Raw genomic sequence first — 25,680 nt, 5'->3', positions numbered from 1 at the left:
CAGAGTCTCGATACCGGACGAAAGGAGTATCGCCGTTTCGGTTACCCGGCCGCACGCGCCGAGTCCGGCACCGGTCGTTTTTTTCCGGCTTCATCCACCGCCACGTAGGTGAAGGTGGCCTCGGTCACCTGAAACCTCGGCTTCTGGGGCTCGCCCGTTGGTGTGAGCGGCTTGACCCAAACCTCCAGCTTCAGGGTCACGGACGTGGTTCCAATCCGAATCACCCGCCCATGGCAACACACCGCATCCCCCACCTTGACCGGTTGTTGAAACTTGAATGCGTCCACCGCCACGGTGACACAGCGTCCGCGGGTGAGCTCCCGCACCAGCATGGCCCCGGCCATGTCCATCTGCGACATCAGCCAGCCCCCAAAAATATCACCGCTCGGATTGGTATCCGCCGGCATGGCCAACGTGCGCAAGAGCAATTCGCCGTGTGGTCCGGCAGTTCCGGAAGCATGCTCCTCGTCATTATTCATTGATTGGTTCATTGCATCCGTGTGCATCAAATCTCTTAGTGCCGTTCTCGATTGATCGGGTTGCGGATCTCCATCGTGGCGAACATCACGGCGTCAAAGGGCCGCACTCAATCGCGGTAGTTCAACGTTCATTATCCGGTCGTTCTCGGAGTAGTCCACCGGTACATCGATCAGATGATTGCTAGGAAATTGCTTTTTCAGGTGGCGGCCTTCATGCGGAAATTTGGATAAATCGGATACCCGCGTGAAGGAAATTTCTCGGTGAGATCTGACCGTTTCGGGGATTCTGCGTGAGCGCCACTCGCAGGTCGTCCATTGGTGCCTTATCGATAAGCCAAACCCAAGGCAAGAAGGCCGAGGTCCTCGGCCTTCTTGTGCAATTCGTTCGCCAACTCAGGCCTCACCACCTGAGTGGACCCGCGTTTCGTACGGGGCGTGAGCTTATTTTGGAAAAATGCAGCCAACGAATTTTGAGGCGTCCAGCGGGTCTTGAAAATTCGCTTTCCGCTTATTCATGAAGGCGTCGGCTCCCTCGCGGAGGTCCTGTGTACGCTGTAGCACATCGAGCACGTCAAGCAGCTTCGCGATTGCCTGCTCCTCGGGCAAGTAGATGCCATACCGCAACGCCTGCTTGGCGGCACAAATGGCCTGCTTCGGAGCGCTTGCAAGCCTTGCAGCAATTTCTTGCGCGTGTGAGAGCACCTCGCCCTTAGGCTTAATGTGATTGGCGTAGCCCCACGCGAGCGCTTGCTGTGCATCGATCATATCGCCCAGCAAAAACAACTCACTGGCGCGGCCAAAACCGATACGCCGTGTTATACGCACTGAGCCTCCACTGCCGGGTATGGCGCCAAGGTTTATTTCGGGTACGCCAAATTTTGAATTTTCGGCGACTACGATGATGTCGGCGCCGGCTGCGAGTTCCATGCCGCCGCCTAGCGCATAGCCTTCAATGGCCACGACTGTGGGTTTCGTGAAATTGGCGAATTTGGTGAATGTTTCGTTCTCAGGACCGAGCTTGGTAGACACGACGGTACCGTCCGCCAAAAGTCCAGGAAATTCCTTGATGTCGGAGCCAGTACCGAAAGCGCGGTCACCGTCGCCTGTGAGTACAATCGACCCTATCGCTGGGTCAGCCTCCAGGCTGGTCAGGGCCTCGTCCAACTCTCGTCTCATGTCCAGTGTCATCACGTTCATCGGCGGGTTAACCAGGAACACGGTTGCTACGCCGCCATCGATCTCCACGCGTACTTTTTGGTCACTCATTTTTTTCTTCCTCTAGTAGATATAAGTCGTATGTGAGCTACACGCTGATCGTTCTAGCTTCTTGTGAACACTGGGTGTCTTTTCTCTACAAATGCTTTGGTCCCTTCCGCCTTATCATTAGAATTAGCAACTACTCCAAAGACTGACGCTTCCTGGTGGATACCATCTTTATTTGACATGTCATTTCCAGCATTCATGACCTGCTTTGCACTTGCGACGGCAAGTGGACCATTTCTTCCTATAACCTTTAAACACTCAACTGCTGCTTCCAGGCAGCTTGCCTTATCATCTGTGACTTTATTCACCAATCCCCACTCATAGGCTTTATCAACATCGATAAAAGTGCCCGAATAGATCAGCTCTTTTGCCCGGTTTCGACCAATGTATTTTGGAAGTCTTTGGGTTCCACCAAAAGCAGGTAACACACCCCATTTAACCTCAGGCTGTCCAAAAACTGCTTGCTTCGACGCATAAATGAAATCGCAAGACATTGCCATTTCACATCCACCGCCGAGTGCAAAGCCTTGAACACAGGCAATCAGAGGCAGGGCCAAGTCTTCCATGGCCAAGGTGACGGCCTGTCCTGTTTCGGCAAAGACTTGTGTTTCTTCCGGCGTCATTTGAGACATAGCAGCTATATCTGCACCTGCCATAAAAGCCTTTTCTCCAACACTTGTTAGAATAGCGCCTTTGTATTTTGAAACATCGATACTTTTTATCGCATCCAACATTTCATCCAACACTGTTTTATTTAGTGCATTCAGCTTGTCAGGCCTGTTTACTTCTAAATAGAAAATATCATCTTTTTCAAATGTATTGATTGTTTTATAGCTAGTGCTCATATCTTTCTGTCTTTCTTTATTGTTTGTCTAATTGTTTGTTTTTCTGCTGGCTTAAGCCCGCCCCAGATTTCCTCCAGCCTCATCTGCCTGGAGGTATATTGCATTCATCCTCGTTGGACGATCAATCGCAACCCGAGTACGCCGTCACTTGTGTCAAACAGGACACTCATCCTGCGCTCTTACCGTCATCTCCGGCCAAACCGAATTCGCGAAGGATCTCTTCGGTGTGCTCACCGAGCAGTGGCGGCATTATTCTCACAGTAACAGGGGCGTCACTGATATGAACGGGGCAACTGACGACCGTCAGTTTGCCAAGAACCGGGTGATCCATTTCGAGTAGCATATTGTTAATCGCTGTTTGCGGGTCTTCCAGTGCTTCACTCAATTTCCGGACCGGGGAACAAAGTACATCCTGCCCTTCTAGACGTGCCAAACAGTCGTCCCTTGTGTATTTGGCAACTTCCTTGCGGAGTGTATCCTGTATAACCGCTTTGTTTTCGATCTGAGAAGCCATATCCGGATAGGGTATGGTGAGATCATCTATTTCGAAAGCAGCGCACATAGCCTTTAGCGGGTTGGGCATAAACGCTCCAATCACCACAATTGGCCCATCCTTGGCCTCGAAGTGACCAGCGAGTGGCATTGCCGCCCAGTTCAGAACCTTTTGATATTTGTTCCAGTAGGCCGCTTCCTGCGTTTGCATCGCAATCATCGAGTCATAAAGCGACACCTCCACTTTTCGACCAGCGCCGGTTTTGTCCCGCCCAATCAACGCGGCCATAATGCCCTGACAGAGATGCATTCCGCCGGTATAATCGCAGAGGGCGGTTGGATAAATCGATGATGGAATTGACGGGTCCGCGGTTACAGCCATTACACCCGACATGGCTTGGGCCACCATATCCTGCCCGGGTCTTTCGGCGTATGGGCCGACAGGTCCATAGCCTGTTGCGGCCGCATAAATAATGCGTGGATTAATCGCTTTGAGCTTCTCATAGCTAAAGCCCATTTTATCCATCACGCCGGGGCGAAAATTGTTTACGACCACATCCATCTCTTTGACGAGACCATAAATAATCTGCTTTCCAGCTTCGCTTTTCGTATCAACTTCCATCGAACGCTTGTTGCGATTCATGGCTACATACGTCGGATTGTTCGTCGCCTCTAGAGATGTCCCGCCAACGGTATGCCGACTCAGATCACCCACGCCCGGGCGCTCGACCTTGATCACATCGGCACCAAAATCAGCGAGTTGTAGAGTGCCAATGGGGCCCTGCTCGGCCTGTGTGAAATCCAGAACGCGAATTCCGTCTAACGGAAGGTTGGAAGTATCTGACATGTACGTCTCCTTAGATGATGGTTAGATGATGGCTCGCTCACCCTGTAATATCGGGTGAGCGAGCCGATTCGGCGGTAATCTTAGTCGACGGTTTCGTAGTAAAGTATCCATTCGGCGTACAGCGCTGGCTTTTCCTCATCTTCAATTTCAACGGTCACACCAACCTTGAACTTGCAGTTGTGCTCATCCTTCCAATGGACATCCTGAACCACGCCGTGCATGCGTACCCGCTTACCTGTGCGTACCGGGGACAGGAAACGAACCTTATCATACCCATAGTTCAGACCATGTGGCATATTCTCAGGTACTGGAAAGTTATCCATCAGATAAGGTGTCAACGACAGCGTCAACAAGCCGTGAGCAATGGTTCCACCCAGATCAGTTTTTTTCGCTTTTTCGACATCAACATGCATAAAGTAGTTATCCCCTGTGCACTCGGCAAACATGTTGATGCGTTCCTGCGTAACTTCATACCATCCGGTTGGTTCAACCTTGGTCCCAATGTAATTGACGAGCTCATCTTTAGGTACGATTTTGTTTGCCATGTTCTTCTCCTATTTTTTAAAAGTGAAATCATCACGACGCTATTTACGTCTCGCCTCGGTAAGCACCAAGACATGACGCTCTGAAACGACGTACAATTTCATTTTGAAGTTATCGTCCCGACTGTTCGGCGTCAACGAACAACCGCGAGGCGGCAGTCCACGCAACAGGAAAAAAGGTTCAACTCCTCCTTTACTGGGATTTTTCGGCGGAGTCGAGTTGGAAACCCCTGGCTGGAAAACGGCGCAAAAACCGAGGAAATGCCCGCGCCATTCCGCGGAAGGCTTGAAGCCGAGAAATCAATATGCAAAACTCGCAATCGACGTTCGGTGCGCTAATAGCGCTCCCAAATCGTTCAAGTGCAAGACGCTTCGGTCGGCACGTGCTACCGCGACGCCTGAATATTCAAGGTTGGACAGATGATCAGCTTGTGTGGATGCCAGCCCCATTCGGGCCGCGCTATGTCCAGCAGGTAGCACATGGCAAGGAATGCGAACACGATGCATACGTAAAGAATGCCCAAACGCCATGGATTCGATCAATCAGCATGCAAAAAGCGCAGGAATACCGACCAATTTTGTACGTGTTGTAGTGGTTTCCGCACAGCGAAGAACGAGGGAGTAAAACCCAGAACCCTTATCTAGCTACAGTGGTCGTTCGCGACTGCGTCGATGGTATCTCTGATTGTCAGTTGGTCTCGTGGCCTAGTATTCCGTGTAGTCGCTCGGCACTATCTAGGCATCTCTGGATAAGCCGTGGAATAATCGAATTAGACTGCCTATTCGTTAAAGTTAAGACCTCATTCGTGCCGATTCTTTAGAAAATCGAATCGTGCCGAAAAGGTACAGCCACCAAGCAGTTCAAGGACTTTCAATTTACCAAGGCCTCATTGCAAGAATTGCCGTCATGTGGAGGCTGTTCATTTTCATCTTGGTTTTTGGCATTCTGGGCGTGCCATTGGCCAAGCAAGGACTCGCACAAGACTCGGATGCCAAAACACGTTTGTCACCGACGGAGAACGCCGACGTTGAAGAACTGCGTTCGGAAGTCGAAGAGTTGCGCAGACTGGTAGCTGAACGCAACGTTTCTACGCAGGACTTGCTTGAGCCGCCCATCGATCCACAACGATTGGTTCAAGCAGGTGATTCTCGTGGAGCCATTCTTTTACCCGGAACGGATGTTTCACTTCGCATTGGTGGCTACGCGCGCGGGGAAATGATCTACGATACTGGATATGTTGGGTCCGGGACGTTACTGGTGCCAAGCACCATCGCCCTTGACGGGTCACCGCTAGCGCAAAGGCGAGGCCAGACAACGCTTACGGCGAATCATTCTCGATTGAATTTTGACGCCCAGTCCAGTACAGATTTTGGCAAACTACGTGGGTTTATCGAATTTGATTTCTATGCGCCTCAAGCAACAGTACCGCGACTCCGGCATGCGTTCGGAGAATGGAAATTTGACAACTTTGAACTATTAGCCGGACAGACTTGGTCAACCTTCATGGACCCCGCCACCTTGCCTCAGGCTCTTCCTGAAACGGCACAGCCTGGCTCGATTTTCGTTCGACAAGGGCTCTTTCGCGTTACTCGTCGCGTCAATGATTGTGTCAACATTGCGTGTGCTTTTGAAGACCCTAGCTCCAACGACGTCACGCTGCCGGATCCCATCAACGATCAGCCGCTGGAACGCTGGCCCGACTTCGTTTCGAGGATCCAGTTCGCCAGCAACGATATCGGCACGTTTCAAATCGCTTCGCTGGTCCGGGGCATCGGGTATGAAGATCAGTTCGGGGATGAACACTTGCGGACCGGCTGGGGCGTCGCGTTGACTTCTCGGGTACAGCTCGCCGGAAAAGACAATCTCCGGATGGGTGTCACTGGCGGACGAGGCATCGGACAATACATGTTGGGACTGGCCGCAACGCAGTCCGCGGCCGCGCCCGATGTGGACGGTTTCCGAACCCTGGGGGCAACGGGAGCCTATATATCGTTGCAGCATTTTTTTTCGGATGAATTCCGCACGAACATGTATTACGGCCTGACGCGTGTTGAGTCGACTTCGCTGATGGCTTCCACGGCAGCCCGCGATCTTCAAAACGCCGCGATCAACCTGATCTGGTCACCGCGCCCCGGTTTCGGAGTGGGAATCGAATACAACTACAATTGGCGGGAGGTTCGGGACCTGACGATCGGAGATAACAATCGAATCCAGTTCACCATCCAATTCGGACTGTAATGAAACTGCGGGGTTAAAGCTAAGACGAGTCATTAAGCGAACCATTTACGATCCAACCGAAGGGGTGCCGTGAATTGGATTGCATTGCCGAGGTTTAGCGTTGCGTTTGGGTCGAAAGATGAATGTGCAGCGAATCGGCTGCGGTAACTATTACGCCCGCTCAAGAGCATCTTGGACGCGGCAGTGGCTTCTCTAACCGTTCTGCCCTAACGTTTGAGAGTCGCCGAGACTCGGAGACTGTGTTGGGACTGTCAGTTGACTGGCGTTGGAGTAGGTCAGGCCGAAGAGTAAGGTTCCGATCAGGAGAACGCACGCCGCACCGGTGATCCGCAATCCGGAAGTGAAGCGAGCCCGCCGAGGATCGTCAGCCTGCATCCGGCGGAAGGCGACGCGCCTGCCGAGGATGGCGAGCACGCCGATGCCGGACATGGCGAGTGCCATTCCCGCGGAGATGGCAGCGACCATCAGGATGGCAGGAAAAAGGAGGTCGTTGGCCACGCCGAAGAGCAGCACCAGAAGCGCGCCGGTGCAGGGGACAACTCCCACCGCGAGGGCGAGCCACGTGCCCGCACCCTTCTTTTTTTTCTCAAGGGCGGAGCAGGCGAGGCAGTCGTGATGAGCATGGTCGTCGTGGTTGTTACCATGATTTTCGTGATGGTGATCGTGACCGGCGTGGGCGTGATCACCCGTCTCAGATTCCAGGCTTTTCTGCGATTGTCTCGAGGCTTGGATGGCACTGCGCAACATCACGGCTCCGATGGCCATGATCAGGGCGTAGCTGCCGAGGCGGATGGCGCGGTAGTCCGACGGAGCCTGGCCGGTGGCCTGCCTCAAGGCAAAATCCGCCACCAGCACGACGATGATCGAGGACAGGACATGAAAGACCGCGATCAACACTCCCATCTTGAAGCCTTTGCGCAAACTCCCTCCATCGCCAACAAAGTAGGAGATCACCACCGCCTTGCCATGGCCGGGACCAAGCGTGTGCACGAGGCCGTAGCCGAAGGCCACCAGGATCGCGAACCAGAATGCCTTCGAGCTTCCATCGTCGCGGAGGCCGCTCATGGCGCGCGTGAAAATCAGGGAAACCTTTGCCTGCGCAATTTGGAACCAGCTGTGCCCTGCGAAGGCACTCTCGGGAATTTCCACCTTGGCGAGGTCGTCCGAATCGGCCGCTGAGTAGTCGCTGATGACATCGGTCACCATGGTGTAGGCGACTTTCACCTGCATGCTGCCATCGACGAGGAACAGGTCGTAGCTCGCCGGTTTCACTTCGACCGTTCCTTCGATCCACACAGGAGAGAATTGCCCTCGCGGGTCCATCCCGCCAGGAACCGAAATGTGGATCATTTGATTCGGAGGCGGCGGAGGCGTGTGGATGCAGGCACCTACCCACGGAACGAGCAGGAACTCCGTGATCTTCTGCCCACCCGTCCCGAGTGGCAGGACATAACCGGCGAGTCGTACCTGCTTGCCGTTCAGGGTTCCGTTGACCGCTGCCATCGCGTGCGCTCGCTGGGCGACAATCTCTCCGCGCAAAGCGATCAATCCATCCATGTCGATATCGTCCTCCTCAAGCCGCTTTACAGCGCCAGTGAGCTTCTCCATTTGCTCTGGCGTAATGTCCACGCCTGCCGACTGTAGCTCCCGTATTCTGGAGGCTATCACGAGGTCGAGTTTCTGATCAGAGGTCAACTCGAGAAAGGGATCGCTATCGATCTCAACTTGCGGGACGAGATTTCTCCACGTGATTGGCTGCACCTTTTCAGTGGAGGCAGCCAAGTCGATGCCGTTAGTGAACGTTTGATGGAACGCATTAACAGCGCTATCATCTCGCAAATCTTCCCTTTGATCGACGGTGTTGGCGTCAAGAGTCCAGCCGCTGAACATATGCGACTCTCCATCGAGGATGAATATGGTGGCATCGCTTGGTTCGACACGCAGCAGGCCAGTCACCTGAACCGGCACATAGAGAGACTGGCCCTGCGGATCTTCTTTCAATTTTACCCGCACGAGTTCGTTCGGCGGAGGCGGCGGAAGATGGCTGCACATTCCCACTTGAGAGACCAGATAGCCGTAGTAGGTGCCATCTGCGGCCTGCGGCGCCGGGATCAGATAGCCCGCTAGCGTCACCTCGGCCTTGTCCAGAGCGGGGTTCGTGGCAATGAGCGCGACCCTCCGCTTCTTGGCGACCTCCCAGCGTTGGCTCAAAAGCTCATCGACGTCGTAACCGTTGATCTCAAGCATGTCCTTCGCCGCGGTGCGTCGGGTTTCGAACCGGGCACGCTGCTCTTCGGGAAGATCGTTTTGCGAGAGTTTCTCACCCACCTGAAGAATGAGCTTCAACTCATTCAGCAGTTGGAACCCCATGTCTCGGTAGGGATCGTCAAAGACAACGGCCAAAGGATCCGCAAGGTCTGAAAACTCGATCTCTTCAGGGGCAGCAGAAGCCCTGGTAGCGGCCAATATGGCCGCCACCGCAAAAACGAATCGTAAGAACCGCATATTACACATTCTGTGTTTAACACTGCGTTAGGCATGACAAAAGTCATTTGTCTTTTGCCGTTAAATAATAAAAATCGTAAAGAGTCCGGCCAACTTCCGCAATCGCCCGATCTCTGTCCGCCACGGGTGTCTTGCTGCTGTTCGTGAACACGGCGATCGCAAACCGCCGACCGTCGGGGAGCGTGACATAACCGACGTCGTTGGCAATTCCGCCTGCGGTTCCGGTCTTGTGCGCTACAGACGCTCCCTTCGGCAACAGCCCCTTGAGTCGGCCAGCGCCGGTGCGCGTGCGCGACATGACTCCCAGCAGGAACTTGCTGCTTTCCGGGCTCATCGCCTTGCCACCGTCGATGGCAAGCAGGAGTTTCAGCATAGCAAGGGGCGTTGTGTGATCGCGGGGATCCGCCTCGAAGTCCGGATTGGGATCAACCTGGGCCGCCACCAGTGCCGGGTTGTTTTTGATGGCCTCAGGGATAGCTTCCGGCGTGACCGCCGACAAGCCGTAGAAATCCATGAGAATCTCGCGGGTAGTCCGATCGACCCTGAAATCGGTGATCCCGAGCCTGCGCAGGTTCTTGGTCACCGCCGCTGCTCCGCCTGCCAGTTCCATGCAGACGTCCGTCGCCGTGTTGTCGCTTTCCGTGATCATCACCTCGATCAGGTTCGCCACCGAGAGCTTGATCCCGGGGTGCGGGAATGTCTCGGCAAGCGCAGTGACGCCGGTGACGTACATGTCGGGCTGGACTTCGACCAGTTGGTCGAGACTGAGTTCCCCCTTGTCCACGCGATCCAGCACGGTCGTGGCGATCGCCACCTTGTAGGTGCTGGCCATGGCGAAGGTCTCATCACCATTGACCGCGATGACCTCGTTGCCGCCGATTTCCTGAGCAGCCACGCCAATGCGGCCAACCATTCCCTGCGTAACCTTCTCAATTTTCTGAGAAATATCCTTAAAATGATATTCCTGGGCAATGGCCGAGGAAACGGTGAGAAGGCTGGTCGCCAAAAGCAGGCTGATTTTTTTTCGAATTTTCATGATGTCGTATGGTAGGTATCTGATTGTGGAATGTGACGTGATCACTCTTCGACCTTCTCTGGGAAGCCACCCGAGAAGTCAGATGGCAAAGGCATACCGGTCGAGAATTCGGCATTCCACGCCTCCGCCGAGATCGGCTCGAAGCGCGGTTTGGCTTCGGGTTCAAAGCGGATCGGCTGACCAGGAAAAACCGGAAGCAGCACGTCGTCACGCACAACCACCTGACCGTTGACGATCACGGCTTTCATGCCCGTTGAAGGGATAGCGCCCTGTTGATAGGTTGAATTGTCCCTGAAGAGTTCGGGATCAAACACCACGATATCGGCAACCATGCCTTTCTGAATGCGGCCGCGCTCTTGCATGAACTTCAGACCGGTATCGCCCAGATGCTTGGCAGCGTTGTAGCTGAGGATCGAGATCAGCTGCATCATCGGGATGTTGTTTTCCCGACCGAGCCTGATCGTAGCGCCTCGGGCACCAGCCGTGCGCGGATGCGTGCCACCCAACTTTTCCAGAGGGTAATCCCACGGGGCGTCGTAGGGCGTGGCGGCAGTTGCATCGCTGGCCATGGTCACGCCCTTCAGCGTCAGCCACTTCGCCTGGTTTTCTTCGGGCTGCTTGAAGATGACGATCATTGTGGTGGGTTCAGATGCGATCGTCTCCTTGTAGGTTTCCAAGGTGTAGTACTTACCCGTGACCGGATCCAGCATGGTATCTTCATAGCGTTTGCCAAATTCGTCGATCCAGCTCTCAGGCTCCAGGAACTCGGCATTGATCGGGGTGGAACCGGCAGCATAAGGGTAGATTTCACCCCAGATATTGTGGCCCTGTTCCTGAAGCTTGGTAATCATCTCGTGTGCAAGCTGCCAGCCGTCGTTGTTGTAGTGCAGCACGATCGCCGGGGCGCCAAGCGCCAGGGCGTTGGCGACGAGTTCCTGCGCGCCGTTATTCTCGGTCGTGGCGGTGCCGAGCGTATAGCGTGTATGTGCACCGGTCGGGCGGCCATAACGGGCCCCGACTTTCTGCACCTCGTACATCTCGCGCGAAGAGACGCCTTCTCTCATGTACCCCACGGTGCTGCCGACGCCGGGGGCGCCAGCCTGCAGGCCCTTGTCAATCTCCTCGAGAATCGCGTTGCCCTGTTCCAGGGTCGGGCGCGTCACGCTCCAGCCCGTTTTCTTCCGGGTTTCCAAAGCGGAAAGGGGGCCGTCTTTCATGTAATCGCCGTCTGACCCGTCGATCACCATCGCGCGGGCAGATTCGTGGCTGACCGCGCAGCCATAGTTGGCCCCGGTCACGCCGGCGCGTGCTTTGTACCAGCCGTCGATATAGGATCCCGCACAGCCCATCTCGAAATCAATGCTGGAGGTCAACCCATCGCGCAACCCGAGCGAATAGCCGACCGGCATTTGAAAGTGGAAGTGCGTGTCGATAAAGCCCGGTGCCACGATCTGGCCGGTGGCGTCCACGGTCTCGGCACCTTTGAGTGGTTCTTTGCTGATCGTGACGATGCGGCCGTCCTTGACACCGACATTGGCGATGTCGTCAAACAGTGTTTCAGGGTCGATGACCCGGCCGTTGTTGATAACGAGGTCGTAGTCCTGGGCAAAGGCCGAGCAGACGGTGAGAAGGCTTGTTGTTAACGCCGCAACAAGGGTGAACACAGTAAACTGCTTGCGCCCTTGTTCAAGAACTCTTCTTATTAGATTCATTTTGATTTTCCTTTTTAACGTGGTTGTTTCGTTGCTCACTCTTCAACAGGCCAAGCCCGGATTGCATTGCTCACTGGTTCGGATCAAAAATCCTTGGTTCGATGGTAATCTGATCCAACCGGCCCTTTTCCTGCACCGGAAAACGGATCGGTTTGCCTGGAAAGACCTTTTGCACTTCGGAATCTCTCACGACCACGACACCGTTCACCAGCACGTAGGGAATGCCGGTAGAGGGCAACGCGCCCATGCCTGGCTCGTACGTGCTGTTATCAGTGACCGTGTCCGGGTTGAAGACGACGATGTCGGCATCGGCACCCACCTGCACCCGGCCCTTGGTCCTGAACTGGCTGATGCCGCCCAGTTCATCAAAGTACTTAGCGTGCAGGTAGCTCATCTTGGAAATGGCTTCCATCAGGGGCATGTTCTTATCTACACGCACCATGCGCAGCACCTTGGCGCGGGTACCTGCACAACGCGGGTGAACTGACTTGCCTTCATAAGGTGAATCCCATGGGTAGTATTGGCCCTTTGCATCCTGGATCGCCATCCCGTCAGAAACAACAACAACTCCTGGCATAGCCATCCATTTAGCGATGTCCTCAGGGGAGTTGTTGAAAATCAAAATCGTTCTGCCCGGATCATTCTTGCGAACGTCCGCATACATCGCCTTATCCCAACGCGTGCCGTCAAGGTTGGCGACGTCCGAATAGGTTATATTCATCTGAGCCATGCTCGACTCTGTGAGAATATCTGTCGAAGCAACGGTACCGCCCGCTGCATAGGGGTAAACCTCACCCCATACTTTGGCGCCTCGCTTTTCTCTTGCGTCGTTGATGAGCGGGATCGTGTACTCCCAGTCCATGTTACTGTTCAGGTGTGAAGCCAGGAAAGGTGCATCCAAAACCATGGCATTGGCCAGCATTTCCTGAACACCCAATTGTCCCTGGGTCGGAGGCCTGACACCCGCAAAGCGGACATGCGCATTCGAAACACGACCGTATTTTGATGCCAACTCCTGGTATTTATACAATTCGTACTGGGTCACGCCCGTGGTCATATAGCCGACTGGAATGCCCACGCCCAAGGCGCCTTGGCGAAGGCCTTCATCGACGATACTCATGATCTTGGTCATCTGCTCTTTATTGGGCAAGGTGGCAGTCCAGCCTGGCTTGCGTCCTTCTTTCTCAGCCTTTGCGGCGGCGCGACCCACCATAGGGAACAGGCCGCCCATGTCATTAGCACCAGCCACTACTTCAGGTCCGTCCAGCACCAATCCACGGGCAAGCGTTGCGAGCACGACCATACCGTAGTTGGCCTGGGTTTTACCCTCGGCCTCTGCATACCATTTAGCGATATCGCCGGCGCCTGCTTCGAAATCCATCTGGGTGGTCAAGCCATCACGCAAATTCACCTTGCGACTGAACGGGTCTGTCGCGTGCTGGTGCCCCTCGATAAAGCCGGGGGCGACGACGTGACCCTTGGCGTCGATGGTCTCTTTGCCGGTGATGGCGTCCTCGGTGATCGCAACGATTTTGCCATCCTTGATCCCCACATTGCGCACGCCATCAAAGTTGGTCTCGGGGTCCATAACCCGGCCGTTGAGGATGGCGATGTCGTAGTCCTGGGCAAATGCCGACGAAACGGTGAGAAGGCTTGTCGCCAGGAGTAGGCGGATGCTGTTACGAATGTTCATGGTGCTGATTGTATGGTATTTTGGTTGTGGATTAGAAGTCGGGACTCAGGCGGCGGCCGAAAAAAGTGCTCCAGCGCTACGAGTTGTGCAAAGAGCTTTGCGTCAGTGCCCGAACGCTGCAAATCACTTTCAAGCAGGCCTACGGAAATTCCCCGATGCGATTCTCACAATTCGCCGGCTCCACACAGCACGTGAGCGCCTCGTGACAACCAGTGCCGCTGAGATGCGTGTAAAAAGAGCCGCCCTGGAAAGCGGTTTCTTCGATCGAAGCCGATTCGCGGGGGACTTCAGGAAGTTGTTTGGTCCTCTGCCCTCGCAGACTCCAAGAGCCTGACTCGACAGCAGAGTCTACCATCACGTTCTCTACACATAGCTCTTCGGCGTGAACGTCCACCAGTCCGATTGGTGTCGTTTACCGCTGACTTGAACCCCAAGACCTTCATGGCCTCAGTTGCCTCGGCATAAGGCACATTGCGTCTTGGTTAAGTTGTGTCCGTCAGTTCAATACCCAGACACCGTAGCTGCTCAAAGCCCAAGACAAATCGCTATCGGATGTAGTAAAAGTGACGTATCCGCAACTTTGACAACTTACCCAGGAGGGCGTGTCCTGAGCGTGCAACCCAGCGGCTCCGAATCTGCTCCGATTCGACACACTTCCGACGCACCGACGCAAGTTCGAGCGTTCCCAACTCACTGAAGTTGCATCAACCGACCGCTCGGACGGTTTTTCCCATGGCGCAGCGGTGTCAAATCTCGAAGTACACCTCTGCGAGTTGGCGTCGAGCGAAACTCCAGTCGGGTGGTCCATCGGCAGCTTGATAACCGACCAGATTTGCAGCGGTGGATCGACCTCAGCAATTCTGCCTATGCACCCAGGACACGCCCTCATGTGTGATGTTCCACTAAGAAACTTCTGAATTCTGGTCATAGACAACAGAGGATGACTCTTCGAGAGCTGATGTGCGATATCGCACACTGCAACCCTGAAAGCGCGCTTACAGACGCGAACATTTTGTGTTTGCGTTCTAAGATACCAAGGCACTGCATCCCTCTCAAGGCATGTCAAAATGAGATTCACAGAAGTGAAATCTACCGTCTTACGAGCAAAAGCTAAGGATATTTATCCTTGGTGTGTGTTGTATTGGGCTGGTGGCTACATCCTTGAAAGTCGGCGATTCTGACTCTCGCGGCGCGGAAAAGTAGGTACGCATAATCGGTGCAGTAATTGCTTGTTCATTGTGATGTGGTTGTCGAACAATCACCGCGCCCGCAACTGTGGGCATCTGACTAGTGACAATAGGAGTGTCTCCACAATTTTAGAGTGCAAGAAGAAGGGGACGAATAAATGAGTACCTGTACTGAGGTGCCCATGATGGGCCGAAATGCGACAACTGGTGGCCGAAACATCCAGGTTCGAGGTGCTCTGAAGTCCGACTATGCGGACATCTTTACTTCTGAGGTCCTCGACGCCTTAGAGGCTATGGCGAGCTTCAACGAGGACCAGAAATCACTGATGGCCAAGCGCAGCGAGCGGCGACTGCGTCGTTTCCGCGATCACGAAAAGATCCAATTTCTGAATGCAGAAAGCCTTATTCCGCGCACTCAGATCAAGGTGCAAGCCGCCCGCGACGGCAACTTCTTAGGATCGGAAATTCCCACAGACTTGCAGAGGCAATGGATTCAGGGAACGGGCCCGGCGACGAAACCGAACTCCCCTGTCGAATCCGGTATCCGCAATGTGGCGTATGCGCTGCTTTCAGGGGCCGACGGCTGGATGTTTGACGGCGAGGACGCCCTAGGTCAGGTCCGCACCATGGCTCTTGACAATCAGCGGAACTTAAAGCTTGCCATTCACCGAGACCCAGTCTTCATGAGGGTGGCTGCCGAGGTTGCCGAGGAGATGAACGCCTGGGCACTGGAATTCCACGGTAGGAAGATCGTCCGGGACTGGCAGTCCCAACTCGATTTCACGACTAAGATCTTTCGCGCGCGGGGCCTGCATTTAGACGACCGCCACCTTCGCACGGCCGATGGCCAGTCGTTTTCAGCTTCGATCGTCGACCTGTCGCTGTATGTCGTCAATAACTTTGAGCAGTTAAATCGAGAAGGTTCGTCGATTGTTCTCTATCTACCCAAGATTCAGACCGCCGAGGAGGCCGGATTTTGGAACGACATGCTCTCGGCGCTCGAAGACCACTTGGGACTTGGCCGCGGAGCTATTAAGGTCTACGTGCTTGTCGAGCAACTCGAAGCAACCTTCCAGTTGATGGAGATTCGCGCCGCGTTGGGTGAGCACTTTGTAGGGTACAACACGGGTCGCTGGGATTACATCAACAGCGTGTCCGACGCGTTGGCATGGAACCTTGATTTTATTAACCCGAACATCGATGCCATCACAATGACCTATGGCTACATGCGAAACTATGAAGACCGGGTTCGTCGTGCTGTGAACACACCGGACGCAGCAGGCCGCTGCGCGTTATGGCAGGGGGGCATGGAGCCGAACATTCCGGTCGGATCTCCTGAGGGTGTTACCAATGGCATGCAGAAAGCAGTAGCCGGGGGGGAGCGTGAGCAACAGGCAGGTGCCAGTGGCAAATGGGTGGCACACTGGAAGATGGTACACATCGTGCGGCCGGTGTGGGAGAAAGTGGGGCAGGACAATCAGCTTGGTCGAGAATTCCCACGGCTTACTTATACTCCAGCGGATGCCGACGGCCTCATGATGCTGGAGGACGCTCCGAGGACGATTCGCGGCGCTCGAGATCTGATTAGTGTCGGACTGCAATACGGAAATGCGTTCGGCCAGGGATTTCAAGCCGCAGCGTTGAAACCGGCAGACTTTTTCGGCAACGACGACATCCTCTATCTAATGGAGGACGCGGCCACCGGCGAAATCCGCCTTAGCATCCTGTGGGAGTGGATTCACAAGAAAGCACGACTTACCGATGATGATGTTGAAACAGGGGCGAAAGCCGGAGATGTCTTCACGAAGGGAACTTTCCGCAGATTGCTGGCGGAGGAGTACAAAAAATTGTCTCTGGCAGATGACAAAGATGTCCATTCGGACTCGAAGCTGACCACGTTGCCGATTGCTCGAGAAATTGTTGAGAAGTATGTGCTCGACGAGATCAAAGTGCCTTGGTACATCGATCTGCTGAATATCAATCTTAATAATGCAAGTCTTCCGAAAGCTCAACAAAGGATTGGCCTGTATCTGAGTACGCTCAAGCTGGATGGTACACGCATTACAGAGAACCTGGATACAGCGGACATGTGCGCGGACGAAGAGGCAACGGCGTTTGACCGGGAGGTTGAGCAAACCAAGCTTTGGATGGGGGGTCCTCGATTCAAGGGGATACGAAGGTTGTATAGTGCGCGTCAGGTGGTTGAACAACGCGGCTCAATTGCGCAGGACTATTCCATTGCGAAGATAGCCAGCGAGGGCATGCATTCTCGACTACGAGAGCTCTATCGCAATCAGCAAGCGATCACAACCTTTGGACCCTATTCGCCAGGTCAAGCGGTCGCCATGAAACGTGTTGGCATCGAAGGAATCTATCTCGGCGGGTGGGCCACTTCCGCGAAGGGGTCGGTTACCGAAGACCCAGGGGCTGACCTCGCCAGCTATCCACTCAGCCAAGTGCCCGACGAAGCAGCCCCGATTGTCCGGGCACTGTTGACCGCTGACAAGAACCAACAATTCGCCCGCTCGCGTATGACCGATGAAGAACGTGCCACGACTCCCAAAATTGACTATCGGCCTTTCATCATTGCCGACGCTGACACGGGCCACGGAGGAGACGCCCACGTGCGGAATCTCATCCGTCGGTTTGTCGAAGTTGGTGTGCCGGGATACCACATCGAAGATCAAAAGCCTGGATGTAAGAAGTGTGGCCACCAAGGAGGCAAGGTGTTAGTGCCGGTAGACGAGCAGATCAAGCGTCTCAATGCGGCTCGGTTTCAACTCGACGTGATGAAAGTGCCCGGCATCATCGTAGCGCGGACCGATGCCGAAGCCGCGACGTTGCTGGACGGAAACAGTGACGAGCGGGATCAGCCCTTCATCTTGGGAGTTACCAATGCAGCGGTGCCGGCTTGGCGGGTTGCCTATCTCTCGATCTTGAAAAGATTCAATGAGCTGGGGGTGGATGAAATCAATGGCCATTTCTTGTACGAGTTGACGGACTCCGCTTATGAATCTGCCTACGCGTGGCTAGACCGAGTGGGAGTCTTCTCAACCATGGAGTCGCTACTCAATGCTCATCGTCAGGATCGCGTGCTTCCAGCCGAAGCGTTGTTGAATGAGGTATCGAATCTGTTTGCCGAACGTTGGGAAGCGGAGGCCGGATTCAAGACCTTTGGCAAGGCCGTTGCCGACGCCATGAATTTCCATCTCGACGAGGGCCAAAAGTTCGACGTCTCGGTCGACGAATGGCTTGCATGGACTAGCGGTGCGTCGCACGAGGAAGCGTGCGAACGGGCACAGTCGATGGGTGTCAACGTGACCTGGGATTGCGAGCTGGCGCGGACGCCCGAAGGTTACTACCCCATCGAAGGCAGTATCGAATACGCCATTGCCAAGTCCCTGGCTGTGGCGCCCTACTGCGACATCATCTGGATGGAGACCAAGACGGCCAATCTGCCCTACGCCAAGCGTTTTGCCGACGCGATCCATGCCCGGTATCCAGAGAAAATGTTGGCCTATAACCTCTCGCCTTCTTTCAACTGGGATACCACCGGCATGACAGACAACGAGATGCGGGAATTCCCAGCCGAGTTGGGCAAGTTGGGGTATGTGTTTGACTTCATCACCTATGGGGGACATCAGGTCGACGGCATGGCGGCAGAGGAATTCGCCACCGCCTTGAAGCAGGATGGAATGCTCTCGTTGGCCCGCTTGCAGCGCAAATTAAGGCTGGTGGAGTCTCCTTACAAAACTCCCCAATCGCTGGTAGGAGGACCTCGCTTGGATGGCGCTCTCATGGCCTCATCCGGCCGCACGGCGACGACCAAAGCTATGGGTAAGGGGTCAACGCAAGTTCAGCACCTAGTCCAGACCGAAGTCCCCGTGCGCTTGTTGGAAGAGTGGCTACAACTGTGGGCAAAGGAGAATCGAATCCCCGGCCCCATGCGGGTGGAGCTACGGCCCCATTCCGCTGGCTCAGAGCTACTTTCGATAAGTGTCGTCAACCCCGGTGGCGCCAGGGTTGCAGGCATTGTCTTTGCAACCATTCAAGATCGACGCGGTGAGCGGATCCTCTCAATGCGAGACCAAGAGACCTACGACAGTCAACTTCGCAGGAAGCGTCTGATGACCTTGCTTCACCTCTTTCTGATCCACCGGTATAAGATTGCGTCGGTGCATTACGTCAGCCCGAACGAAGAAAACCAGAAACAGAGCCAGCGTTTGCAGGAGATCGGCATCTTCGACGAGGTCCGTAGTGAAGTCGGACAAATCATCGTCGCTTCCGTGAATCGTGATCTGGTAACCGCGCTGCTGCATCCGGATCACGTTGAATTGGAGAGATTAATCGCAAAACGTTAACTTCACTCGCTGACTCAACTAGGAAGTTCTGTGGAGAGTGTTTGCTTGAAGTCGAGGCAATCATGACAGCACGCATGCCCATGTCGACAAGTCGGCTTGCGAACGGCGTGTCACGCGCGATCTGCGACGGCTTTGCTGACTTTCACAGCAGGTTCCGCAGCATCACTCAGCAGGCCGCCCACCGGTTTGCGCAACGCGATTGGCGTGGTTTGCAAGAAGACACGCGTCGGCGACTTGAGGTTCGCGATCTCGTACTCGCGCAGCTCTTGACGCAGGTCCGTGCTCGACTCGGAGATCGCCTTCATTCGCGATTAATCTGGGTCGGCATTAAGGCTGTCTACTCAGGGCTGATCGAGCAACGAGACGATTGGGAAGTCGCGGAAACCTTTTTTAATTCGGTGACGCGACGTGTCTTCACCACCGTCGGAATCGATCCCGAGATCGAATTCTTGCACACTGACTACGCGGCACCGCCGACACAGTCGCGAAAACCCGTTTTTCGCACCTACCGGGCCGAGACGACGGCCGATCTGATTCGCAAAGTCCTGTCGGATCACCCCGAGTTGCATCTCTCTGCGCATGCCATCGACATGGACGCCGGTCGTGTGGCGACGCGACTAGCGTCTGAATTGAAATGCCATGGCGGCTTCACAAATGTTGTGACGGCGATGTTTGCGAACGCCGTCTTCTACAGAGGCGAGCACGCTTATCTGATGGGTCGCACTACAGTACACGATACAACCATTCCGTTGGTACTGTGTCTAATCCACGACGACAGAGGCCCGCGCGTCGATGCAGTACTTCTGACGGAAGAAGACGTCAGCTTGCTGTTCAGTTTCACGCGTTCCTATTTTCTCGTAGAGGTCGAGCGTCCTTATGACATGGTAGCGTTCATCAATTCTCTGATCCCGCACAAGAAAGTGGCTGAAATCTACATCTCGATGGGCTATAACAAGCACGGCAAGACGGAGCTCTATAGAAACGCACTCCGCCATCTGGCCGATACGCACGACAATTATCAATTGGCTGAGGGTCAGAAAGGCATGGTTATGATTGTATTCACCATGCCTTCTTACCCTGTGGTTATCAAAGTGATTCGTGACAATTTTGAATTTCCCAAGGATTGCAGCAGGGAAAGTGTCATCAATCGATATCACTTGATATTCAATCACGACCGTGCGGGCAGGCTCGTCGACGCACAGGAATACGAGTACCTCGTACTAGATCGAGCTCGGTTTTCCGATGGCCTGCTAGCTGAACTTTGCCATGATGCGAGCAAGACGGTTTCGATCGACGAAAACCGAGTGGTCATCAAGCACTGCTACGCCGAACGGAGGGTGACACCATTAAACGTCTATCTGCGACAGGCCGACGTTGAGGCCGCACGGGCCGCAGTTGTCGACTACGGCCAAGCCATCAAGGATTTGGCTCTGACAAATCTGTTTCCAGGCGACCTGTTGCCAAAAAACTTTGGCGTCACCCGAAACAAACGAGTCGTGTTCTATGACTATGACGAGGTCTGCTTGCTGACAGAGTGTAAATTTCGAAAGATCCCTCAAAGTCGCGACTACGACGATGAGTTCGCTGCCGAACCTTGGTTCGGAGTCGGCCCCCATGACATTTTCCCAGAGGAGTTCCTGCAATTTCTCGGACTAACGCCTGAATTGAAACAAGTTTTTTCAGTATATCACGGCGATCTGCTGCAAGCCGATTTCTGGAATGGCCTTAAACAGCGGCTCGCTACGGGTGAGCTGTTCCATGTGGCTCCCTATGCCGAAGATAAACGCCTGGCCTATGCCCTGCCCCCGGAGCGGAAAGCCCGAACCTCCGACACTGTTCCTGAATCCGAAAGGAGCATTACTCTCGGTTGATGGAATCTCCCAGGAAATGCCCGAGCTGACTTATTGTCTAAGGAAGTTCGCCCCATTTCAACTGCTCGTTTTGCATCTGAATAGGGTACAGTCTGCTGCTTAAGTTGGATCTTGCGAATCTCACCCTGACAGTTTTTCGAAAGTTGATTTACCAGATGGAATACCCTGAACTACCAACACAGATCGTTACTGATATTAAATATACACTCGCTCTGGTATTGGCAGGCGGGCGCGGTACACGGCTGAAGGACCTGACTCGGTGGCGGGTGAAACCGGCAGTGCCATTTGGAGGAGAGTATAGAATCGTAGACTTCGCCTTATCAAATTGCATCAACTCAGGAGTACGTAAAATCGGGGTCCTCACCCAGTACAAGTCCCAGTCGTTGATCCGCCACATCATCCACGGGTGGGGGGTGCTGCATGCCGAATTGGGCGAATTCATTGAAATTCTTCCCGCTCAACAACGTATTGCCGAGAAGTGGTACAGTGGTACAGCTGATGCTGTCTACCAGAACATCGACATTGTCCGGCGCTACAATCCGGATTATGTGCTCCTCCTTGCCGGAGATCACATCTACAAGATGGACTACAGCCCCCTCATCAGCTATCACCGCCTGAGGAAGTCAGACTTGACCATCAGTTGCATTGAGATTCCTGTGGAACTCGCCAGCGAGTTCGGCGTCATGCAGGTGGACGACGAACAGCGAGTGGTAGGATTTGAAGAGAAACCTAATTCGCCCAAGCCGATACCTGGGACAAGGGACCGGGCACTGGCTTCCATGGGCATTTATGTGTTTGATACAGCTTTCCTCTTCGAACAGTTGATCCTAGACGCTGACGATGCCAACTCATCTCACGACTTTGGTAAAGATATCATTCCATCCCTGATTCAAAGCCACCGAGTGTTTGCCTGTCCTTTTCAAAGTGTGGGGGGAGGCCAGTACTGGCGAGATGTAGGGACACTCGATGCGTATTGGCAGACCAACATGGAGTTGGTGGGTGAGGCCCCTGAACTCAAACTACATGACCGAAAGTGGCCAATTCGGACAAATTCCAGACAATATCCCCCGGCCAAGTTCATCTTCAACGAAGCCCACCGCCGGGGACTCGCAGTGGACTCGTTAGTCACCAACGGGTCGATCATCTCTGGCGGCTATGTTGAAAACTCACTGCTGTTTTATGACGTAAGGATCGAAGAACAGGCCGAAGTTCGTCAGTCTGTAATTCTACCGGAGGTTGTCATCGGTTCGAAGTGCAGGATCCGGAAGGCCATCATCGACAAAGGTTGCAAAGTACCTTCCGGGACCGTCATCGGGGAGGATCCGGCAGAGGACTGGGAGCGGTTCCACGTCAGCCCCGGCGGGGTGGTCTTAGCGACACCGGAGATGTTTGGTCAGATGATACACAAGGTGCGTTGAGGAGTTTAGTGGTGTAACAGAACACATAGCAGTGTAATCAAGGTAGCGACGATCTGTTTTTGGTCAGTGGTGTCGTTTCATGCCTTGTTTTTTTGCTTTTCTCAGCGTTGGATCCCGGACACTCTTTACGAGCAATCACGATCAGTACCGACCCGAGTCGCATGATCCTGAAAATTCCTTTGGAATCGCAAAACACACCTTTAATGAAACTCGGTCGCCTGGGTATCACCAGCAGTCTAAATCGCATCAGTCGTCTGGACCTTTGGGTCTGGCGTTTTAATACCTGTTGACGTGCTTCAGATGGCCTGACGAGGTCGCGAACGGCACCTCGCTTCGTGCGGTCGGAGTGCACGACCGACAGCAGCAAGACGATTTGCTTCGTGATGGCGGTTGCATCACCCGACCGCCGGAAGAGATTTTGCTACGGCGCTGAGGTGTCATTTCTCGAACAAGACCGCTGCAAGTTAGCCGACTGGCCAACTCGCTGAAACTGGTCCACCCGCTGACAATTCGAGGGAACTCAAACTGAACGAGGATGTGCACACCGCCGCATGCAAAGAGTTGTTAATCTGCGTCTCAGAAAATGGTCCGTTGGATAAACAGTGTCATATCATCAATGAGTTATTGCGATTCGCTCGACGATTCGTCGCCTTATGGCGAAGTTGCTTCCCAATACTGCGATCGAAAACAGAACCAAGGTTGATGGCTCCGGCACAGTAGTGCTTGTTGCCGTGAGTGGTGCGCCGTAGTTTGCCTGCCAGTCAGACAAGTTCCCTACACTGACGTTACGCTGCCAAACGAGAAAATCTCGCCCATCGACGTCTCCGTCGTGGTCGAAGTCTCCGGGGAAGCCCAACATACTTCAAGTTGACTTGTTCGAACTGACCGTGCTGCCCTGTGCGAAATCAACAAAGGGCGCGCTAGCTTGCTTGCCGGTTTAAAATACTCTCACTTCTCTGCAGCATTGCCGATCAACTGGCTTTCATAGCATTGTAAGACGAATCGAGCATCCTCAACTGTAACGGTACACAATTTGCACGTTTTGCTTTGTTACACACAACTCACTTTTTGGGTGCGGTAACATGAGCACAAACCCGCTTCGGGATATGGGACAAATTTGCATCCCTCAATTACTTCTGGTTCATGGAGGATGGGACCATGTTAGTACTTAGCAGAAAGATCGGTGAGTCGATCTACATCAACGGGAAGATCATCGTGAAGGTCGTGAGAATCAATGGCAACCGCGTGAAGATTGGGATTGAAGCTCCCAAGGACGTTCACATTATGCGAAGCGAGTTGGGCGAGTTGTCGGAACGTTCTTTTCGCCGGCACAAACCAACTGATGCAAGCATCGGTTCGAACTTTATGGCTTCGATGATCTAGTGGTATTTCGCGCTGCTTTAATGATGTTCGATTATTAATCGGGGGATCATTGACCGTTTGACGTGTTGATGAGTTTTGAGAGTCTCAAGCCTTAGAGCTGCCGATCCGACCCGGGGATCGGCGATACCGAGCTCGAATAGGCCGGTCGCCCTACCTAAATGTGCGTTTACGCACACTAGTCTGCGGACCAGTCGGAAGACCTTATGCAATAATTGCTTTCGTCGAAGTATCAGTGGATTCCTGCTGTAAATTGGCGCGATTTTTGCGACGTATCAGTGCCGAGGGAAGAGATCTGGGTTCAGACTTCGACTTTCACTGGGCTCGAATCCAATTCCTACGTATTCGATCGAGGATACCCTGATGAAGCAGCCTATTTTTCTTGGTATGGCTTTGGTAATCGCGACGTGCCTAGGCTGCGGCTCCCAGGGAGCGGTCCACTCCACTCCTCAGGAAACGCCGTCGGCACTCTCGGCGGAGACCGCGCCAGCTAAAGTGGTGATAACTACTCGCCGCAAGGAGGAAGATCTGCCTCGACCGGTCACTCTCACCCTAGAAGACTGGCCACAATATCGCGGTCGAAACCGAGATGGTATCTCCCAGGAAACTGACCTGCTCAGCAGTGGGTCGGCAGGGGGCCCCCTTGTACTCTGGGAAACGCCGGTCGGTCAGGGCTATGCTGCTCCGTCAGTGGTTGGGAGGTGCGTTTATTTTAACGACTATGACGAAGGGGATAGCTTGTGGATGGTGCGTTGTCTCGCACTCGACAGTGGCGTGGAGCAATGGCGGTACGAGGTTGAGAAACGCATCAGACCCAATCATGCGATCACGCGATCGGCTCCAGCAACAGATGGTGGCTATGTGATCGCAATCGATCCCAAGTGTGAAATCCACTGCCTCGACGCCCGAGATGGAACGCTGATTTGGAAGAAGGCTTTGCCGGTTGAGTACGATAGCCCGATTCCCGCCTGGTACAACGGCCAATGTCCACTACTAGAGGGTGACCGCGTATTGATCGCCACGGGGGGACGGGCGCTGATAGTGGCGTTAGACATAGCGACCGGGGACCCGATCTGGGAGACTGAGAATACCGAGCAGTTCTTGTTATCGCATTCGTCGATAATGCCTGTTGAAATTGATGGTGTGAAGCAATACACATACACAACTCTCAAGGGCTTGGTTGGGGTCGATGCTGCGACGGGAAAACTGCTATGGCATTTTCCTTGGAAGTTCAACACGGCAGTCTCGTCGACGCCGTTGCCCCTAGGTGATGGGCGATTTTTTCTCACGGGTGGTTATCACGCGCAAACGGTGGTCTGCGAGGTGAAGCGTAGCGGCGACGATTGGGTTACTAGTGAAGTAGTAAGTCTCCCGCCACCAACCGCAGGATGGAACTCGGAAGTACAGACTCCTATTCTCTCCGGTGGCCATGTCTATGGCATCGGCAAGAAGCAACGCGGGCTGTGGACCTGTCTCGACCTGGAAGGGAATGAGGTGTGGACCAGCGAAGGAGAAGCGTCCTTTGGTATGGGAGGCTACGTCTTGGCAGACGGGAAATTCTTCGTCCTGGAGGGAAAGACGGGTGTGCTGCGTGTTCTCGATGCGAGGGCGGATCATTACGAAGAATTGGCCAACATAAAATTGCTCGAAGGGCCGGATGTTTGGGCGCCGCCAATCATCTCGCATGGCAAATTGCTGATACGTGACTTGGGCAAGCTGATCTGCCTGGACATCGCCAAAGCGGATGCTCGTGTGGCAGCACTTTCCCGACGGCATAGCGTTCAACCCAAGATTTCCCCAAGAGAATAGC

Annotated in this window: 17 protein-coding genes; 7 read left to right on the top strand and 10 right to left on the bottom strand. The window is 54.1% G+C overall.

All coding sequences use genetic code 11. The features are described 5' to 3' along the window. Positions 1–41 precede the first annotated feature (41 nt). From yciA to Pla144_RS08020, 5 genes are all read right to left on the bottom strand, one after another. Complete coding sequence (gene yciA, locus Pla144_RS08040; RefSeq protein ID WP_197530489.1) at positions 42–479, bottom strand: acyl-CoA thioester hydrolase YciA; 438 nt, start codon at positions 477–479, stop codon at positions 42–44. A 441-nt stretch (positions 480–920) separates the two neighbouring features. Then, on the bottom strand, positions 921–1,745 hold the full coding sequence (locus Pla144_RS08035) for an enoyl-CoA hydratase/isomerase family protein (protein WP_146449850.1): 825 nt from the start codon (positions 1,743–1,745) through the stop codon (positions 921–923). Between the two features lie 53 nt (positions 1,746–1,798). After that, positions 1,799–2,587, bottom strand: coding sequence for an enoyl-CoA hydratase/isomerase family protein (locus Pla144_RS08030; protein WP_146449848.1), 789 nt, complete (start codon positions 2,585–2,587; stop codon positions 1,799–1,801). A gap of 166 nt (positions 2,588–2,753) precedes the next feature. After that, a complete protein-coding gene (locus Pla144_RS08025) occupies positions 2,754–3,926 on the bottom strand; it encodes a CaiB/BaiF CoA transferase family protein (RefSeq protein WP_146449846.1) in 1,173 nt (390 codons plus the stop codon). 80 nt (positions 3,927–4,006) lie between these two features. Beyond that, the gene (locus Pla144_RS08020; protein WP_146449844.1) at positions 4,007–4,471 is read right to left on the bottom strand and encodes a MaoC family dehydratase; all 465 of its coding nucleotides are present in this window, start codon (positions 4,469–4,471) and stop codon (positions 4,007–4,009) included. Between the two features lie 904 nt (positions 4,472–5,375). On the opposite strand from Pla144_RS08020, the gene Pla144_RS08015 reads away from it, so the two are divergent. Next, on the top strand, positions 5,376–6,707 hold the full coding sequence (locus Pla144_RS08015; protein ID WP_146449842.1) for a porin: 1,332 nt from the start codon (positions 5,376–5,378) through the stop codon (positions 6,705–6,707). A gap of 192 nt (positions 6,708–6,899) precedes the next feature. Here the strand turns inward: Pla144_RS08015 and Pla144_RS08010 are convergent, their stop codons facing one another. The 4 genes from Pla144_RS08010 to Pla144_RS07995 form a co-directional block, all read right to left on the bottom strand. Next, on the bottom strand, positions 6,900–9,212 hold the full coding sequence (locus Pla144_RS08010; RefSeq protein WP_197530488.1) for a HoxN/HupN/NixA family nickel/cobalt transporter: 2,313 nt from the start codon (positions 9,210–9,212) through the stop codon (positions 6,900–6,902). Positions 9,213–9,255: 43 nt separating this feature from the next. Continuing rightward, positions 9,256–10,248, bottom strand: a complete 993-nt coding sequence (gene bla, locus Pla144_RS08005; protein ID WP_146449837.1) for a class A beta-lactamase — start codon at positions 10,246–10,248, stop codon at positions 9,256–9,258. Positions 10,249–10,289: 41 nt separating this feature from the next. Continuing rightward, positions 10,290–11,960 (bottom strand): amidohydrolase family protein, encoded by a 1,671-nt coding sequence (locus Pla144_RS08000; protein ID WP_197530487.1) that lies wholly within the window; start codon positions 11,958–11,960, stop codon positions 10,290–10,292. A gap of 70 nt (positions 11,961–12,030) precedes the next feature. Next, entirely contained in the window at positions 12,031–13,653 is a 1,623-nt protein-coding gene (locus tag Pla144_RS07995) for an amidohydrolase family protein (RefSeq protein ID WP_146449835.1), read from the bottom strand. On the opposite strand from Pla144_RS07995, the gene Pla144_RS25500 reads away from it, so the two are divergent. From Pla144_RS25500 to glgC, 4 genes are all read left to right on the top strand, one after another. Continuing rightward, positions 13,634–13,987, top strand: a complete 354-nt coding sequence (locus tag Pla144_RS25500; protein WP_146449833.1) for a helix-turn-helix domain-containing protein — start codon at positions 13,634–13,636, stop codon at positions 13,985–13,987. The genes Pla144_RS07995 and Pla144_RS25500 overlap by 20 nt on opposite strands. Before the next feature lie 1,011 nt (positions 13,988–14,998). Beyond that, entirely contained in the window at positions 14,999–19,201 is a 4,203-nt protein-coding gene (locus tag Pla144_RS25370) for an isocitrate lyase/phosphoenolpyruvate mutase family protein (RefSeq protein ID WP_197530486.1), read from the top strand. A gap of 62 nt (positions 19,202–19,263) precedes the next feature. Continuing rightward, positions 19,264–21,072: a bifunctional isocitrate dehydrogenase kinase/phosphatase gene (gene aceK, locus Pla144_RS07980; RefSeq protein ID WP_146449831.1), complete on the top strand. Its 1,809-nt coding sequence runs from the start codon at positions 19,264–19,266 to the stop codon at positions 21,070–21,072. Between the two features lie 155 nt (positions 21,073–21,227). After that, positions 21,228–22,490: a glucose-1-phosphate adenylyltransferase gene (gene glgC / locus Pla144_RS07975; RefSeq protein WP_146449829.1), complete on the top strand. Its 1,263-nt coding sequence runs from the start codon at positions 21,228–21,230 to the stop codon at positions 22,488–22,490. 613 nt (positions 22,491–23,103) lie between these two features. Here the strand turns inward: glgC and Pla144_RS07970 are convergent. Continuing rightward, entirely contained in the window at positions 23,104–23,349 is a 246-nt protein-coding gene (locus tag Pla144_RS07970) for a PEP-CTERM sorting domain-containing protein (RefSeq protein ID WP_146449827.1), read from the bottom strand. Positions 23,350–23,648: 299 nt separating this feature from the next. On the opposite strand from Pla144_RS07970, the gene csrA reads away from it, so the two are divergent. Both csrA and Pla144_RS07960 read left to right on the top strand, forming a co-directional pair. Beyond that, a complete protein-coding gene (csrA, locus tag Pla144_RS07965) occupies positions 23,649–23,873 on the top strand; it encodes a carbon storage regulator CsrA (RefSeq protein ID WP_146449825.1) in 225 nt (74 codons plus the stop codon). A 360-nt stretch (positions 23,874–24,233) separates the two neighbouring features. After that, entirely contained in the window at positions 24,234–25,679 is a 1,446-nt protein-coding gene (locus Pla144_RS07960) for an outer membrane protein assembly factor BamB family protein (protein WP_146449823.1), read from the top strand. Position 25,680 lies beyond the last annotated feature (1 nt).

The organism is Bythopirellula polymerisocia (genome assembly GCF_007860015.1).
Lineage (GTDB): Bacteria > Planctomycetota > Planctomycetia > Pirellulales > Lacipirellulaceae > Bythopirellula > Bythopirellula polymerisocia.
The sequence above is the reverse complement of the archived record's forward strand: the minus strand, read 5'-3'. Positions and strand labels throughout refer to the sequence as shown.

Excerpts from the sequence above, each read along its gene's own strand:
- Pla144_RS08030 (WP_146449848.1), bottom strand. The coding sequence starts at position 2,587 with ATGAGCACTAGCTATAAAACAATCAATACATTTGAAAAAGATGATATT.
- Pla144_RS07995 (WP_146449835.1), bottom strand. The coding sequence starts at position 13,653 with ATGAACATTCGTAACAGCATCCGCCTACTCCTGGCGACAAGCCTTCTC.
- Pla144_RS08020 (WP_146449844.1), bottom strand. The coding sequence starts at position 4,471 with ATGGCAAACAAAATCGTACCTAAAGATGAGCTCGTCAATTACATTGGG.
- Pla144_RS25500 (WP_146449833.1), top strand. The coding sequence starts at position 13,634 with ATGCTGTTACGAATGTTCATGGTGCTGATTGTATGGTATTTTGGTTGT.
- csrA (WP_146449825.1), top strand. The coding sequence starts at position 23,649 with ATGTTAGTACTTAGCAGAAAGATCGGTGAGTCGATCTACATCAACGGG.
- bla (WP_146449837.1), bottom strand. The coding sequence starts at position 10,248 with ATGAAAATTCGAAAAAAAATCAGCCTGCTTTTGGCGACCAGCCTTCTC.
- Pla144_RS08000 (WP_197530487.1), bottom strand. The coding sequence starts at position 11,960 with ATGAATCTAATAAGAAGAGTTCTTGAACAAGGGCGCAAGCAGTTTACT.
- Pla144_RS07970 (WP_146449827.1), bottom strand. The coding sequence starts at position 23,349 with ATGTTGGGCTTCCCCGGAGACTTCGACCACGACGGAGACGTCGATGGG.
- Pla144_RS08025 (WP_146449846.1), bottom strand. The coding sequence starts at position 3,926 with ATGTCAGATACTTCCAACCTTCCGTTAGACGGAATTCGCGTTCTGGAT.
- Pla144_RS08035 (WP_146449850.1), bottom strand. The coding sequence starts at position 1,745 with ATGAGTGACCAAAAAGTACGCGTGGAGATCGATGGCGGCGTAGCAACC.
- Pla144_RS08015 (WP_146449842.1), top strand. The coding sequence starts at position 5,376 with ATGTGGAGGCTGTTCATTTTCATCTTGGTTTTTGGCATTCTGGGCGTG.
- aceK (WP_146449831.1), top strand. The coding sequence starts at position 19,264 with ATGACAGCACGCATGCCCATGTCGACAAGTCGGCTTGCGAACGGCGTG.
- Pla144_RS25370 (WP_197530486.1), top strand. The coding sequence starts at position 14,999 with ATGAGTACCTGTACTGAGGTGCCCATGATGGGCCGAAATGCGACAACT.
- Pla144_RS08010 (WP_197530488.1), bottom strand. The coding sequence starts at position 9,212 with ATGCGGTTCTTACGATTCGTTTTTGCGGTGGCGGCCATATTGGCCGCT.
- glgC (WP_146449829.1), top strand. The coding sequence starts at position 21,228 with ATGGAATACCCTGAACTACCAACACAGATCGTTACTGATATTAAATAT.
- Pla144_RS07960 (WP_146449823.1), top strand. The coding sequence starts at position 24,234 with ATGAAGCAGCCTATTTTTCTTGGTATGGCTTTGGTAATCGCGACGTGC.
- yciA (WP_197530489.1), bottom strand. The coding sequence starts at position 479 with ATGAATAATGACGAGGAGCATGCTTCCGGAACTGCCGGACCACACGGC.